The 12807-nt window shown below is 66.4% G+C and carries 14 protein-coding genes, 4 tRNA genes and 1 pseudogene; 12 read left to right on the forward strand and 7 right to left on the reverse strand.

Features of this window, described 5'->3' with window-relative positions; all coding sequences use genetic code 11:
• Positions 1–11 precede the first annotated feature (11 nt).
• The 4 genes from panC to pcnB are packed head-to-tail and all read right to left on the reverse strand — an operon-like array spanning position 12 to position 3566.
• Complete coding sequence (panC, locus tag A9K58_RS09970; RefSeq protein ID WP_065199231.1) at positions 12–851, reverse strand: pantoate--beta-alanine ligase; 840 nt, start codon at positions 849–851, stop codon at positions 12–14.
• The gene (gene panB / locus A9K58_RS09975) at positions 848–1663 is read right to left on the reverse strand and encodes a 3-methyl-2-oxobutanoate hydroxymethyltransferase (RefSeq protein WP_065199232.1); all 816 of its coding nucleotides are present in this window, start codon (positions 1661–1663) and stop codon (positions 848–850) included. The genes panC and panB overlap by 4 nt, the downstream gene beginning before the upstream one ends.
• 34 nt (positions 1664–1697) lie before the next feature.
• Positions 1698–2183 carry a 2-amino-4-hydroxy-6-hydroxymethyldihydropteridine diphosphokinase gene (gene folK / locus A9K58_RS09980; RefSeq protein WP_065199233.1) on the reverse strand — a complete coding sequence of 162 codons (486 nt, stop codon included), beginning with the start codon at positions 2181–2183 and terminating at the stop codon, positions 1698–1700.
• Between the two features lie 3 nt (positions 2184–2186).
• Entirely contained in the window at positions 2187–3566 is a 1380-nt protein-coding gene (gene pcnB / locus A9K58_RS09985; RefSeq protein ID WP_065199248.1) for a polynucleotide adenylyltransferase PcnB, read from the reverse strand.
• Positions 3567–3618: 52 nt separating this feature from the next.
• Between pcnB and A9K58_RS09990 the strand changes: the two genes are divergently transcribed.
• Both A9K58_RS09990 and fdxA read left to right on the forward strand, forming a co-directional pair.
• Positions 3619–3693 (forward strand) — tRNA-Glu (locus A9K58_RS09990).
• A 166-nt stretch (positions 3694–3859) separates the two neighbouring features.
• A complete protein-coding gene (gene fdxA / locus A9K58_RS09995; protein ID WP_005409054.1) occupies positions 3860–4183 on the forward strand; it encodes a ferredoxin FdxA in 324 nt (107 codons plus the stop codon).
• Positions 4184–4358: 175 nt separating this feature from the next.
• Here fdxA and A9K58_RS10000 read toward each other — a convergent pair whose 3' ends face one another.
• Together A9K58_RS10000 and dapA are read right to left on the reverse strand one after the other, a co-directional pair.
• The gene (locus A9K58_RS10000; RefSeq protein ID WP_065199234.1) at positions 4359–4877 is read right to left on the reverse strand and encodes a hypothetical protein; all 519 of its coding nucleotides are present in this window, start codon (positions 4875–4877) and stop codon (positions 4359–4361) included.
• A 32-nt stretch (positions 4878–4909) separates the two neighbouring features.
• Entirely contained in the window at positions 4910–5803 is an 894-nt protein-coding gene (dapA, locus tag A9K58_RS10005) for a 4-hydroxy-tetrahydrodipicolinate synthase (protein ID WP_065199235.1), read from the reverse strand.
• A gap of 164 nt (positions 5804–5967) precedes the next feature.
• Here dapA and A9K58_RS10010 point away from each other — a divergent pair, with 164 nt between their 5' ends.
• The 10 genes and pseudogenes from A9K58_RS10010 to A9K58_RS10055 all read left to right on the forward strand — a co-directional run bounded on the left by A9K58_RS10010 (position 5968) and on the right by A9K58_RS10055 (position 11865).
• Complete coding sequence (locus A9K58_RS10010; protein ID WP_065199236.1) at positions 5968–6528, forward strand: glycine cleavage system transcriptional repressor; 561 nt, start codon at positions 5968–5970, stop codon at positions 6526–6528.
• 91 nt (positions 6529–6619) lie between these two features.
• Entirely contained in the window at positions 6620–7099 is a 480-nt protein-coding gene (locus A9K58_RS10015) for a peroxiredoxin (RefSeq protein ID WP_065199237.1), read from the forward strand.
• A gap of 81 nt (positions 7100–7180) precedes the next feature.
• Positions 7181–8581, forward strand: coding sequence for a PhoH family protein (locus tag A9K58_RS10020; protein WP_065199238.1), 1401 nt, complete (start codon positions 7181–7183; stop codon positions 8579–8581).
• On the forward strand, positions 8578–9084 hold the full coding sequence (locus tag A9K58_RS10025) for a hypothetical protein (RefSeq protein WP_081284020.1): 507 nt from the start codon (positions 8578–8580) through the stop codon (positions 9082–9084). Before A9K58_RS10020 ends, A9K58_RS10025 begins: the two co-directional genes overlap by 4 nt.
• Positions 9085–9094: 10 nt before the next feature.
• Positions 9095–9763 (forward strand): YoaK family protein, encoded by a 669-nt coding sequence (locus tag A9K58_RS10030; protein WP_065199239.1) that lies wholly within the window; start codon positions 9095–9097, stop codon positions 9761–9763.
• 57 nt (positions 9764–9820) lie between these two features.
• The gene (thiD, locus tag A9K58_RS10035; RefSeq protein ID WP_065199240.1) at positions 9821–10630 is read left to right on the forward strand and encodes a bifunctional hydroxymethylpyrimidine kinase/phosphomethylpyrimidine kinase; all 810 of its coding nucleotides are present in this window, start codon (positions 9821–9823) and stop codon (positions 10628–10630) included.
• A pseudogene (locus A9K58_RS10040) lies at positions 10627–11554 on the forward strand (alpha/beta hydrolase family protein). The gene thiD and the pseudogene A9K58_RS10040 overlap by 4 nt, the downstream one beginning before the upstream one ends.
• Positions 11545–11621, forward strand: a tRNA-Arg gene (locus tag A9K58_RS10045). The pseudogene A9K58_RS10040 and the gene A9K58_RS10045 overlap by 10 nt, the downstream one beginning before the upstream one ends.
• Positions 11622–11679: 58 nt before the next feature.
• Positions 11680–11756 (forward strand) — tRNA-Arg (locus A9K58_RS10050).
• A gap of 32 nt (positions 11757–11788) precedes the next feature.
• Positions 11789–11865, forward strand: a tRNA-Arg gene (locus A9K58_RS10055).
• Between the two features lie 596 nt (positions 11866–12461).
• Here A9K58_RS10055 and A9K58_RS10060 read toward each other — a convergent pair.
• Positions 12462–12807, reverse strand: a 346-nt coding sequence (locus tag A9K58_RS10060; protein ID WP_231109283.1) for a LysR substrate-binding domain-containing protein, incomplete at its 5' end; no start/stop codon positions are given.

Raw genomic sequence — 12807 nt, forward strand, 5'->3', positions numbered from 1 at the left:
GCCGCCGGAACTCAGAATTCCAGATTGTCGATCAGCCGGGTCGTGCCCAGGCGCGCGGCGACCAGCGCCACCCGCCCTCCCGCGTCGGAGGTTGGTTCGGCCAGCTCCGGGGTGCGCAGCACCGCGTAGTCGACCTGGAAACCCACCGCCTGCAGGGCAGCGGCAGCCTCAGCCTCGATGCGCTCACGCGGTTTGCCGGCCACATAGCCCTCGCGCATGCCCAGCAGGGTGCGGTGAAGGGCACTCGCGACCGGACGTTGTTCGGCGCTGAGATATTGGTTACGGGAACTCTTGGCCAACCCATCCTCTTCACGCACGATGTCGGCGCCGACGATCTGGATCGGGAAGGAAAGCTCAGCCACCATCTGCCGGATCACGGCCAGCTGCTGGTAGTCCTTGCGGCCGAATACTGCCACGTCCGGCTGCACCTGCAGGAACAGGCGCGCCACCACCGTGCAGACGCCATCGAAGTGACCCGGGCGGCTTGCGCCTTCCAGCACTTCACTGACACCCGGCGCGTGCATGCGCGTGGTCTTGTCCAGGCCCAATGGGTACATGACCTCGACACTGGGCAGCCACACGGCATCGCAGCCGGCCTGCTCCAGCCCGGCAACGTCGGCCTCGGGCGTTCGCGGGTAGCGGCTGAAATCCTCGTTCGGACCGAACTGGGTCGGGTTGACGAAGATGCTCGCCACCACCTTGTCGGCGTACTGGCGGGCCAGCCTCACCAGTGAATGGTGGCCCCCGTGCAGGTTGCCCATGGTCGGCACCAGCGCCACGCGCAGGCCCTCGCGCTTCCACTGGGCGATCTGTGCGCGCAGTGCGCCGAGCTCGCTGAAGGTCTGGATCATTGGGCGTAGGCGTGCTGTTCGTCAGGGAAGCTGCCGTCGCGCACAGCGTCGGCGAATGCGCGGGTGGCACCGGCCACCGAACCGCCTTCGGCAAGGAAGTCCTTGACGAACTTGGGCCGGCGGTGGCCGCTGTCCAGGCCCAGGAAATCATGCAGCACGAGCACCTGGCCGTCGCACTGCGGGCCGGCGCCGATACCGATGGTCGGCACGGCCACCGCGGCAGTGACTTCGGCCGCGACCGGGCTGGGCATGCACTCCAGCACGATCAGGCTGGCACCGGCGGCGGCCACTGCCCGCGCGTCCTCCACCAGTTGGCGCGCGGCATCGCCGCGGCCCTGGATCTTGAAGCCGCCCAGGCGCAGCACCGACTGCGGGGTCAGGCCCAGGTGCGAGCAGACCGGAATCTCGCGCTCGACCAGGTAGCGGATGATGTCGACCTTGAAGCCCGCGCCTTCGATCTTGACCATCTCGGCACCGGCCTGCAGCAGCTGCAGCGAGGCGTCCAGCGCGCGCTCCGGGGTGGCATCGGCGCCGAACGGCAGGTCGGCCACCAACAGCGCACGCTGCAGCACGCGGGCCACGGCGCGGGTGTGATAGACCATGTCCGCGACGGTCACCGGCAGGGTCGAATCATGGCCCTGCACGACCATGCCCAGCGAATCGCCGATCAGGATCAGGTCGACGCCATTGGCATCGAAGGTCCGGGCGAAGCCGGCGTCGTAGGCGGTCAACATGACCAGCTTCTGGCCATTGCGCTTGGCCTCGGCCAGGGCGGGAATGGTCCAGGGCTTGCTGTCTGCGTGGGTGCTCATGTGCTGATAACCGGGGGAGATAACCCGGGCATTATCACCCTATCGGCGCGATCCCGCAGGCATCCACCCGCATCACTGCATCCCGCACGCGGCCATGGCCGGGAATGGCCAGATCCGGCGCGATTTCGGCCAGCGGCACCAATACGAAGGCGCGCTCGTGCAGGTAAGGGTGCGGCACCTGCAGGCCGGGTTGATCGAGAACCTGTGCGCCGTAGAGCAACAGGTCCAGGTCCAGCGCGCGCGGCCCCCAATGCACCGCAGGGTCACGCACGCGGCCGAAACGCTGTTCCAGTGCCAGCATCGCCTGCAGCAGCCCCTCGGCCGGCAACGTGGTTTCGACCGCAGCCACCGCGTTGACAAAGGGCGGCTGGTCTTCATTGCCCCAGGCCGGCGTGGCGTACAGTCTCGAGGCCTGGCGCAGGCGGGTCCCGGGCAGGTCGTCAAGCGCGGCAATCGCCGCGCCGACGGTCGCGACCGCGTCGCCGAGGTTGGCGCCGAGGCCGATCCAGGCAAGGGTCATCGCTTACTCGCCAGCCGCACCGGCAGCGACGCCCGGACGACGACGGCGACGACGGCGCTTGCGCGGCGCCCCTGCCTCATCATCGTTGCCATCGCTGTGCATCGCGTCCAGCGATGACTCCAGCTCATGACCGGACTGCGCCTGTGCCTCGCGCCAGAATGCAACGTCGGCTGCATGCTCGGCCGAGGCCACCTGGCGCAGGCTGAGGAAGTCGAACGCCGCACGGAAGCGCGGATGGGTCAGGGTGCGGAACACCCGCTTGCGCTGGCGCGAACCAAAGCGCGACTGCAGCAGCCAGATTTCCTGCATCGGCAGCGAGAAACGGCGCGGCAGCGCAATGGTGCCCAGCTGCTGGACGGTGACGCGGTCGGCGGCACGCCGCTGCGCCTCTTCCGGAGCCACGCCCTGCTTGAGCAGGGTCGCCTGCGCGCGGCAGAACGCCGGCCACAGCAGCAGTGCAAACAGGAATGCCGGCGAAACCGGCTCATCGTTGGCGACGCGGGCATCGGTGTTGGCCAGCCCTTCGACCAGCATGCGGCGCAACGCGCCGGTCCGGTTCGCCCTCAATGCCTTGGCGCTTTCCGGGAACAGCACGTCAAGCAGCCCGTAGCGCTCCAGACCTTCGAAGCTGGCCACGCCATGGCCGGACAGGAACAGCTTGAGCACTTCCTCGAACAGGCGCGCCGGCGCGGCTTCGTTGAGCAGGCCGGCCAGATGCGGAATGGGTGCGGCGGTGCCCTCTTCAATCTGGAAACCGAGCTTGGCTGCCAGGCGCACCGCACGCAGCATGCGCACCGGATCTTCGCGGTAACGCTGCTCGGGGTCGCCGATCAGCTTCATCAGGCGGGACTGCACGTCCTCGAAGCCGCCCACATAGTCGCGCACCGAGAAGTCCTCGATCGCGTAATACAGGGCATTGCAGGTGAAATCGCGGCGGACCGCATCGTCTTCGATGGTGCCGTACACGTTGTCACGCACCAGCATCCCGTTTTCCATCTCGCGGTCGCCACTGCCGTCGTCACTGTTGGCACGGAAAGTGGCGACTTCGATGATCTCGCGGCCGAACACAACGTGGGCCAGGCGGAAACGGCGGCCGATCAGGCGGCAGTTGCGGAACAGCTGCTTGACCTGTTCGGGCGTGGCGTCGGTGGCCACGTCGAAATCCTTGGGTTGGCCATTGACCAGCAGGTCGCGCACCGCGCCGCCGACAAGGTAGGCGCCGAAGCCCGCATCGCGCAGGCGATAAAGCACGCGCAGGGCGTTCGGGCTGATGTCCTTGCGGGAGATCGTGTGCTGGTCGCGCGGGATGACGCGCAGGCTGAACGGTGATGTAGCAGGGGAAATGATGTTGGCGCTTCCGGTTGAAGTTTCGGGATTGCCCAATGGCATCGAGGTGCATATACTAGCGCTCCTGCCTCGGCAGCGACACCGTTACGCTCCCTTCGTCTAGTGGTTAGGACGTGGCCCTCTCAAGGCTAAAACAGGGGTTCGAGTCCCCTAGGGAGCGCCAGTCGCCGCAGCAGGAGCCGAAAAAGCCCGCCTCGCGCGGGCTTTTCTGTTTCCCGGGCTCGCATCACGGGGGGTTGGATTGGCTGGCACCCATTTCGGTGCCGCGCCGACACCGGCGGCCAACCTGTTCTAGAATTGCCAGGTTCAGGAATCGATCCACCCCAGCCATGCCCTTTGTCGTCACCGAAAACTGCATCAAGTGCAAACACACCGATTGCGTGGAAGTGTGCCCCGTGGACTGTTTCCACGAAGGCCCGAACTTCCTGGTGATCGACCCGGACGAGTGCATCGACTGCACTCTGTGCGAGCCGGAGTGCCCGGTCAATGCGATCTTCCCGGAGGACGATGTGCCTGCCGGGCAGGAAGGCTTCGTCGCCCTCAACGCCGAACTGGCGAAGGAGTGGCCAGTGCTGACCGTGCGCAAGGACCCACCGGCCGACGCCGGCGAATGGGATGGCAAACCGGACAAGCTGAAGCTGCTGGAGCGCTGAGAAGCGTTACGCAGTGGCAAAGAAAAGGGCGCCGATGGCGCCCTTTTCCTTTTCTCGGCAGGAGCCAACCGCACGATCCGGTAGGTGCCAACCTTGGTTGGCACAGAAATGCCGACCAAGCTCGGCCTCTACCCGGGCAGGTGCGGACCCGGGCCCGCGCCCACCTGGCCGGCCGTTACTGCGCCAGCTTCGCCTTCAGCGCCGCGATCAGCTTCACCGGGGCTTCGGCGGTGGCCGGCAGGCCACGCGGGTCGACCGCGGAGATGTAGGCGCCGGCATCGACGGCGACCACGCGGACCAGGAAGTTGCTGCCTTCGTAGGCCACGTCGTACGAGCCCAGCAGCTGCGCGCGGCTGGCGATGGTGACGCCTTCCACGCCTTCCAGCGCAGTGCCGACCTTGGCGAAGGCCTCGTCCTTGCTTCCCGCGAGCGTGAAACCGGTGTTGCCGGCGGCGGGGGCAGCCGTTGCAGCCGGCGCTGCCGGCTTGGTCGCCGAAGCCAGGGGCGGTACCGTGTTGTCACCCGTGGTGGCCGGCAGGTTCAGGTCCGGCGGGACTTCCAGCGGGCGCATTTCCGGAGCCAGGGCGTAGTCGCCCTTGACGCCCCGCTTGAAGCAGCCGGTGGTGCCGGCGGCGACAGCCACAGCAAGCAGGGCGTAGGACAGCACGCGGACGGTGGAAACGGATTGACGCATGTGAATCTCCTGGGTCAGACCAAGACGGAAGGTCAGTGGCTGGAAAGGGCTTCGAGGGCAGCGATGCCGCCGACGAGATGGTCAGCCGCCGCATGGTGCGGCGCCGACAAGGGCAGCAGCGGCAGGCGCAGATCGTGACCGATGCCGATGCGGCGCAGCAGCGCCTTGACCGGAATCGGGTTCGGTTCGACACCGCAGAAATCATGGAATGGCTGCAGGCGTGCATCCCACGACGCAGCGGCTTCGTGGTCGTGCGCGGCAGCCAGCTCGCACATGCGTCGGTAGGCACCGGGGAGAACGTTGGACCCGACCGAGATCAAGCCGTCGGCCCCGGCCTGGATCGAGCGGGCCGCTGTGCCGTCGTCGCCGCTGAGGACGGCAAACTGCGGGCCACGCAACGCCAGCAGTGCCTGCACGCGGCCGACCTCGCCCACCGCCTCCTTGATGCCGACGATGTTGGGATGGCTGGCGAGCTCGGCCACGGTCTCCGGCTGCATGTCGCAACCGGTACGACCCGGCACGTTGTACAGCACGACCGGCAGCCCGCCCTGGTCGGCAACGGCCCGGTAGTGCGCGATCAGGCCAGCCTGGGTCGGCCGCACATACGGTGGGGTGACCACCAGCGCGTGGCTGGCGCCGAGCGCGGCGGCGCGCCGGGTCTGTTCGATGGTTTTGGCGGTACCGGACAGGCCGGTACCGGCCATGACCGGAATGCGGCCGCCGATGCGCTCGACCGCGCTGGCCAGCAGCTGGTCGTACTCGGCGTCGGTCAGGGTCGCCGCTTCGCCGGTCGAGCCGGCGACGACAACGCCATGGACACCACCTTCCAGTTGCAGGTGCAGCAGGCGCTGCCAACCGTCGGGGTCGAGGGCGCCGTCGGCCCGGAACGGGGTCGCCAGCGCGGTGATGAGGCCGGAAAGGGACAAGGACGTGCTGCTCTTGGCTGGGAAGGGAAAACGCCCGCCACGAAAGGCCGGGGGCGCCCTGAATGTTACTTGCGGCGCGAAAGCACGGGCAAGTATGCTGGACACCGGTGGATCCCCGCCTCCGGCGGGCATTCAGACTCACGCATGCATTACCCGGAATCGCCTTGACCGACACCACCCCGCGCCCCGCGCCGAGCGAAAACCATCTCCTGATCAACGCCTACACGACGCATCCGGAGTCCCCCCTGCTGCCCGTCACCCGCCGCATTGCCGACAGTGGCTGCAATCTGGTGGACGCGCGCCTGGCCACGGTCGGCCGCGATGTGTCGGTCACGGCGCTGGCGACCGGCTCCTGGGACTCGGTCGCCAAGCTGGAGGCGATGCTGACCCGGCTGGAGCGTGAGGAAGGCCTCAAGCTGGTCTGGTACCGCACTGCGGCCAAGCAGGCACAGTCCAATCTGCTGCCCTACGTCGTTGAGGTGATCGCCGCCGACAAGCCGGGCATCCTGTTCCAGCTGGCCGATTTCTTCGACCGCCAGGGCATCACCATCGAGAACCTGCAGAGCACGCGCTACCGCGCCATGCAGACGGGGGCGGAAATGTTCAGCGCGCAGGTGACCATCGGCGTGCCGGCCAACATGCACATCGCCGCGCTGCGCGACGATTTCCTGGAATTCTGCGACCACCTGAACCTGGACGCGATCATGGATCCGATGAAGTTCTGATCATTGGGCCGACTCTTCGCATGTCTCTCACGGGGACGTGGCGTTTCATGTAGTTGTAATGGCAAGAACCCAGGCTCGACAGAAGGACCTCATGAACAACGGCGATACCCTGGACAGCACCACCCTTTCCCTGCCACTGGCGCTGTCCGGTGGCAACCAGGCGACCCTCGGCGACTACGCCGGCCAGTGGCTGGTGCTGTACTTCTATCCCAAGGACAGCACCCCGGGCTGCACCACCGAAGGCATTGACTTCAACGCGCTGCTGCCGAAGTTCAGGAGGGCCGGTGCGGTCGTGCTCGGTGTCTCGCGGGACTCGGTGAAGTCACACGACAATTTCTGTGCCAGGCAGGGTTTCAGCTTCCCGCTGGTCAGCGACAGCGACGAAGCCCTGTGCACTGCCTTCGATGTGATCAAGATGAAGAACATGTACGGCAAGCAGGTACGTGGCATCGAACGCAGCACCTTCCTGATTTCCCCCGACAGCCGCATCGTGCATTCCTGGCGCAAGGTCAAGGTCGCCGGTCATGCCGACGCGGTGCTTGCCGAACTGAAGGCCGCCCAATCCAAGTGAGTCCCATCGCCCACTTTGCCCGCCACCACCCTGCCCTGCAGGCCGTGGTGGTTTTTCCCTGTCCGTAACCAGGAACCGACGATGACCCGAGGCAAGCGCATCTACGTGCTGGATACCAACGTGCTGATGCACGATCCCACCGCGCTGTTCAAATTCGAAGAGCACGACATCTACCTGCCCATGCAGGTGATCGAGGAGCTGGACAACGGCAAGAAAGGCACCTCCGAAGCGAGCCGCAACGCCCGCCAGGTGAGCCGCTTCCTCAACGAACTGGTGGAAGCCTCGGGCCTGGACAACCTGGCCGACGGGATACCGCTGCAGCGACCGCAGGGCCTGCAGCTGCGTGGCAAGCTCAGCGCCGGCAAGCTGCGCTTCCAGACCAGCCATTTCGACGCCGGCAAGAGTTTCGGCCAGGTGATCCCCGATAACGCCATTCTTGGCGCGATCCTGGCCCTCAAGGAAGAGATCCCCGACCTGCCGGTGGTGTTTGTTTCCAAGGACATCAACCTGCGGATCAAGGCCGCGATCGCCGGCATCGTGTCCGAGGACTACGAAAACGACCGTGCGCTGGATGACTTCAGCCTGCTTTACACCGGCGCTACCGAGCTGCCGGAGGATTTCTGGAAGCGCCATGGCGACGACCTGCGCAGCTGGAGTGACAAGGGCCGCACCCATTACGAAATCCAGGCACAGGAGGGTGAGGAGTGGTATCCGAACCAGTTCGTTTACCTGCCTGGGGAAGACGAAGTCGAGCTGCGCGTCAGCCGCGTGGTCGGCGATGGCAAGGTCGTGCTGTCGCTGGTGGATGATTTCCGCCACGGCAGCCATGCCGTCTGGGGCATCAGTGCACGCAACCGCGAACAGAACTTCGCGCTCAACGCCCTGATGGATCCGGAAATCGACTTCGTGACCCTGCTTGGCACCGCAGGCACCGGCAAGACCCTGCTGGCACTGGCCGCCGGCCTGGCGCAGACAATGGACCAGCAGCGTTACCGCGAGATCATCATGACCCGTGCCACGGTCAGCGTAGGCGAGGACATCGGCTTCCTGCCCGGCACCGAAGAAGAGAAGATGACCCCGTGGATGGGAGCACTGACCGACAACCTGGAAGTGCTCACGCACAACCAGGAAGGGGGGGCCTGGGGCCGCCAGGCCACCAACGACCTGCTTGCCAGCCGCATCAAGATCCGCTCGATGAACTTCATGCGCGGCCGCACCTTCCTGTCGCGCTACCTGATCCTGGACGAGGCGCAGAACCTCACGCCGAAGCAGATGAAGACCCTGATCACCCGTGCCGGCCCGGGCACCAAGATCGTCTGCCTGGGCAACGTCGAGCAGATCGACACCCCATACCTGACCGAGACCACCTCGGGCCTGACCTATGCGGTGGACCGCTTCAAGAACTGGCCGCATAGTGCGCATATCACCCTGCGCCGTGGCGAACGCTCGCGGCTGGCCGACTACGCATCGGAGGTACTGTGAACCGCTGCACGCGCCTGCTGCTGCCGACGGCGGTGGCCACCCTTGCGACCGTGCTCGGGGCGTGCACGACCCTGCGCGGCCCGGCCAGCGTACCGACCGCCGAACGCACCGGCCAGTCCTGGGTGGTCACACGGCCGGTCATCGCCGCGCAGGTACTTGATACCTGTTCGCGCCCCAGTCCCGGCCGCGAGGCCGGGCGGGTGAGCGGCTACTGGGCACCCAGCCGGCAACAGGTGGACCAGCTCGAAGCCAGGCTGCCCTCGCTGGAGGCACAGGTGCCGAAGGTATTGGACTTCGACCGCCAATACGTCGGCATCGAAAGCGCTGGCAGGCGGCTGATCTACATCAATGCCTTCCACCTGCCCGACGACAGCGGCATCAACCCGGCACGGGAAGCGATCCGCGCCTGTGATGGTGGAGCGCAGTTCTGGGGCGCTGTGTTCGACCCGGCCAGCAACACCTTCAGCGAGCTGCAGTTCAACGGCGGCTTCGGCGGGCCCTGAGGGCCTGCCGATGGGAATACGCCTGCCCACCTGGGTCTGGATCGGCGCGGTCGCGCTTTCGTGCGTGGCCGGCATGGTCAACGTGGTCGGCTTTCTCGGCTTCGAACACCAGGCTGTCAGCCACATGACCGGCAGTACCAGCCAGCTCGGCATGGCGCTGGCCCAGGGTGACTGGCGCGCGGTCGGCCACCTGTGGGGGCTGCTGATCGCATTCTCCCTGGGCGCCATGCTCAGCGGCCTGCTGATCCAGGACAGCACCCTGCAACTGGGCCGCCGCTATGGCGTGGCCCTGGCGCTGGAATCGGTGCTGCTGCTGGCGGCGATTCCCCTGTTCGAACAGCACCAGATCTGGGGTGCGCTGGCTGCGGCAATGGCCTGCGGCCTGCAGAACGCGATGGCCACCACGTTCAGCGGTGCCGTTGTGCGCACCACCCACCTCAGCGGCATGTTCACCGACCTCGGCATCGGCCTCGGCCACCTGCTGCGCGGCCTGCCACTGCAGGTGCGACGCCTGACCCTCAGTGGCCTGATCATTGGCGGTTTCCTTGCCGGCGGCACCCTTGGCGCCTGGCTGTTCATGCGCTGGCAATATGACGCCCTGCTCGCCCCTGCCCTGCTGACCGGGATGACCGGGCTGGGCTATGTGCTGTACCGGCAGTGGACGCGTTGGCGGCATTGAGGGGCGCGCCTCAGGTCGATGCTACCGCCTTTGCGGTGACCACGGCACAATTGCCGGATGAGTCCGACCACTCCCGCTTCGGCGTTGACCATCGCTGGCTCCGACCCCGGTGGTGGCGCCGGTATCCAGGCTGACCTGAAAGCGTTCGCCGCACACCGCGTGCATGGCCTGTCGGTGATTGCCGCGCTGACCGCACAGAACACCCGCGGCGTCACTGCGGTTCATGTGCCACCGATCGACTTCCTGCGTGCGCAGCTCGAAGCATGCTTCGATGACTTCGACATCCATGCAGTGAAGCTCGGCATGCTCGCCAACGCAGGCGTCATCGATGCCGTCGCCGATGCACTGGAGCGCCATCGGCCGCCCCATGTGGTCCTGGACCCGGTCATGGTCGCCACCAGCGGCGCACGCCTGCTGGAGGACAGCGCCCTGAAGGCGATGCGCGAGCGGCTGATCCCACTGGCCACACTGATCACCCCGAACATGCCCGAGGCGGAACTGCTGGTGGGCAGGCGCATCGGCAGCGGCGACGACGCCGAACAGGCCGCCGCCCGGCTGCTCGATCTGGGCGCCGGCGCAGTGCTGCTCAAGGGCGGCCATCTGCACGAAGGCGCCCGGGTGATCGACCGCTACTTCGATGGTGTCAGCAGCGAAGAGTTCATCCATGCGCGCCTGCCGCTGGACGCGCACGGTACCGGCTGCACGCTGGCTTCGGCCATTGCCGCGCAACTGTGCAATGGCCTCAGCCTGGCCAACGCCTGCGAAGCCGGCATCGCTTACGTGGCACGTGCACTGCAGCAGGGATACACGCCCGGCCGCAGCGAGGTGCGGGTACTCGACCATTTCGGCGCGGCACCGCACGCATGAGCCTGGACCCTCGCGCCCTCTCCGTGCAGTCGGGCGATGGCCATCACTACGAAGTGATCGCCTGCGTGCCCGCACGGCCTACCGTGCGCCTGCTCTGGTTGCCGGCGCTGGGCGTGGCCGCGCGGCACTACCTGCCGCTGGCACTGGCGCTGGCCGCGAAAGGCGTGGCGGTTTACCTGCATGAGTGGCGCGGCAACGGCAGTAGTTCGCTTCGCCCCTCGCGCGCCCGGGACTGGGGCTATCGCGAACTGCTCCAACAGGATCTTCCCGCCAGCCAGGCCGTGCTCGCCGCAGCCGACAGCGAGGCTGGCCCCCTTCCCTGGATCATCGGCGGCCACAGCCTCGGTGGGCAGCTGGCCTGCGTGCAGGCAGGCCGCAACCCGCAGCGCTTCCAGCGGTTGTGGCTGGTCGCCAGCGGCTCGCCATTCTGGCGTGGCTTCCCGCCACCACGCGGCTGGCTGCTGCCCCTGGCCTATCGGTTCCTGCCGTGGATCGCGCGACGCCAAGGCGTTCTGCATGGCCGTCGCCTCGGTTTCGGCGGTACCGAAGCACGTGGGCTGATCGCCGACTGGGCACGCGTGGGGCTCAGCAACCATTACGCCGCCGCCGGCATGGACGAGGACCTGGACGCACAGCTGATGCGCGTGCGGGGCCGCGTGCAGGCCGTACTGATGGAAGACGACTGGCTGGCACCCGCAGGGTCGATGCGGATGTTGTTGGCGAAGCTGCCGCACGTGGCCGTGCAGCTGCGCGTGCTGTCGGCGCAGGAACTGGGCACGCGCGCCGACCACTTCGCCTGGCTGAAGGCCCCGGAAGCGGTGGCGACCAGCTTTTTCATTCAGTTGGATGAAAATCTTCACGAAAACTGTTGACGGTCCGCGCTGGCATCCGCATAATTCCGCTCCTGTCGCAGGGCGCCCGTAGCTCAGTTGGATAGAGTACCTGGCTACGAACCAGGCGGTCGGGAGTTCGAATCTCTCCGGGCGCACCACTCGACAGGCTTCCAGCATCCGCCGCTGGGAATGAAGTAAAATCTGATCGTGTACCGCGCGCCCGTAGCTCAGTTGGATAGAGTACCTGGCTACGAACCAGGCGGTCGGGAGTTCGAATCTCTCCGGGCGCACCACGCACGATCAATACAACAGGTTCATGTAATTGGCGCCCGTAGCTCAGTTGGATAGAGTACCTGGCTACGAACCAGGCGGTCGGGAGTTCGAATCTCTCCGGGCGCACCATTACACCGAAACAGCAGGCCACGGCCTGCTGTTTTTTTTATGCGGGTTTTTCGGCAGGGTTGCACCCTGCACCTGCAGAGGCCACAGCCGGAGCAACAGCAACAGCACGCATTCCGTGGGGTGGCGGGGCGGTGTCGGATTGCGGGGACGCCGTGAACCCGTCCTTGGGGGCTTGGCCGCGGCATCCATGCCGCGGACACCCCGCAATCCGACACCGCCCCACCTCTGACAGATTTCCGCGATCTGTCGGAACGACGTAACTGCTCTGGTAGGTGTCGACCTTGGTCGACACGGTAGATCCACGCCATGCGTGGATGCTCTTCGATCAATTGTCGAAATGTTCGAACTCGATGGAGATTCATCCACGCATGGCGTGGATCCATCAGATCGCGGAAAACTGTCGAAGGCGGGGTGGGTCCGGTTGCGGGGGCCGCTGCAAGTACGTCCATGTAAGCTCGGTCGCCGCATCCATGCGGCTCACGCCCCCGCAACCGGACCCACCCCGCCATCCATCAGGAAACCCGCTTCTGCTGTTGCTGTTGCTGTTGCTGTTGCTCTGGATCGTAGCGGGTGCAGGGCGCAGCCCCGCCAAACCCCTACTCGCTGGCCATCGCCTGCCACCACTGCGAAAGCAGCTCCGGCCTGCGCAGGCGCTCGCGCCACCAGCGCAAGGCCGCACCTTCCTCACCGGTGCGCCAGGCCAGCCAGAATGACTCTTCCGGCTTGTGCTCTTCCACTTCGCGGATCACCAGTTGGCCGCGCGCCACCGCAGCGCGTGCGCACGGTTCGGGCAGGAAGCCGAAGCCCACGCCCTCGCACTGCAGTTTCAACTTGCTGGCCATGTCCGGCACCGTCAGCATTTCCTGTCCCATCAACAGGCCGACCGTGCGTGGCAACAGCCGCCGCGCCGAATCGGAAACTGCGATCGCGCAATGCTCGGCC

The sequence above is a fragment of the Stenotrophomonas maltophilia genome (assembly GCF_001676385.1).
Classification (GTDB): Bacteria; Pseudomonadota; Gammaproteobacteria; order Xanthomonadales; family Xanthomonadaceae; genus Stenotrophomonas; species Stenotrophomonas maltophilia_J.

Coding starts and splice junctions, on each gene's coding strand:
- panC (WP_065199231.1), bottom strand. CDS start 851: ATGATCCAGACCTTCAGCGAGCTCGGCGCACTGCGCGCACAGATCGCC.
- panB (WP_065199232.1), bottom strand. CDS start 1,663: ATGAGCACCCACGCAGACAGCAAGCCCTGGACCATTCCCGCCCTGGCC.
- folK (WP_065199233.1), bottom strand. CDS start 2,183: ATGACCCTTGCCTGGATCGGCCTCGGCGCCAACCTCGGCGACGCGGTC.
- fdxA (WP_005409054.1), top strand. CDS start 3,860: ATGCCCTTTGTCGTCACCGAAAACTGCATCAAGTGCAAACACACCGAT.
- A9K58_RS10000 (WP_065199234.1), bottom strand. CDS start 4,877: ATGCGTCAATCCGTTTCCACCGTCCGCGTGCTGTCCTACGCCCTGCTT.
- A9K58_RS10015 (WP_065199237.1), top strand. CDS start 6,620: ATGAACAACGGCGATACCCTGGACAGCACCACCCTTTCCCTGCCACTG.
- A9K58_RS10020 (WP_065199238.1), top strand. CDS start 7,181: ATGACCCGAGGCAAGCGCATCTACGTGCTGGATACCAACGTGCTGATG.
- A9K58_RS10030 (WP_065199239.1), top strand. CDS start 9,095: ATGGGAATACGCCTGCCCACCTGGGTCTGGATCGGCGCGGTCGCGCTT.
- thiD (WP_065199240.1), top strand. CDS start 9,821: ATGAGTCCGACCACTCCCGCTTCGGCGTTGACCATCGCTGGCTCCGAC.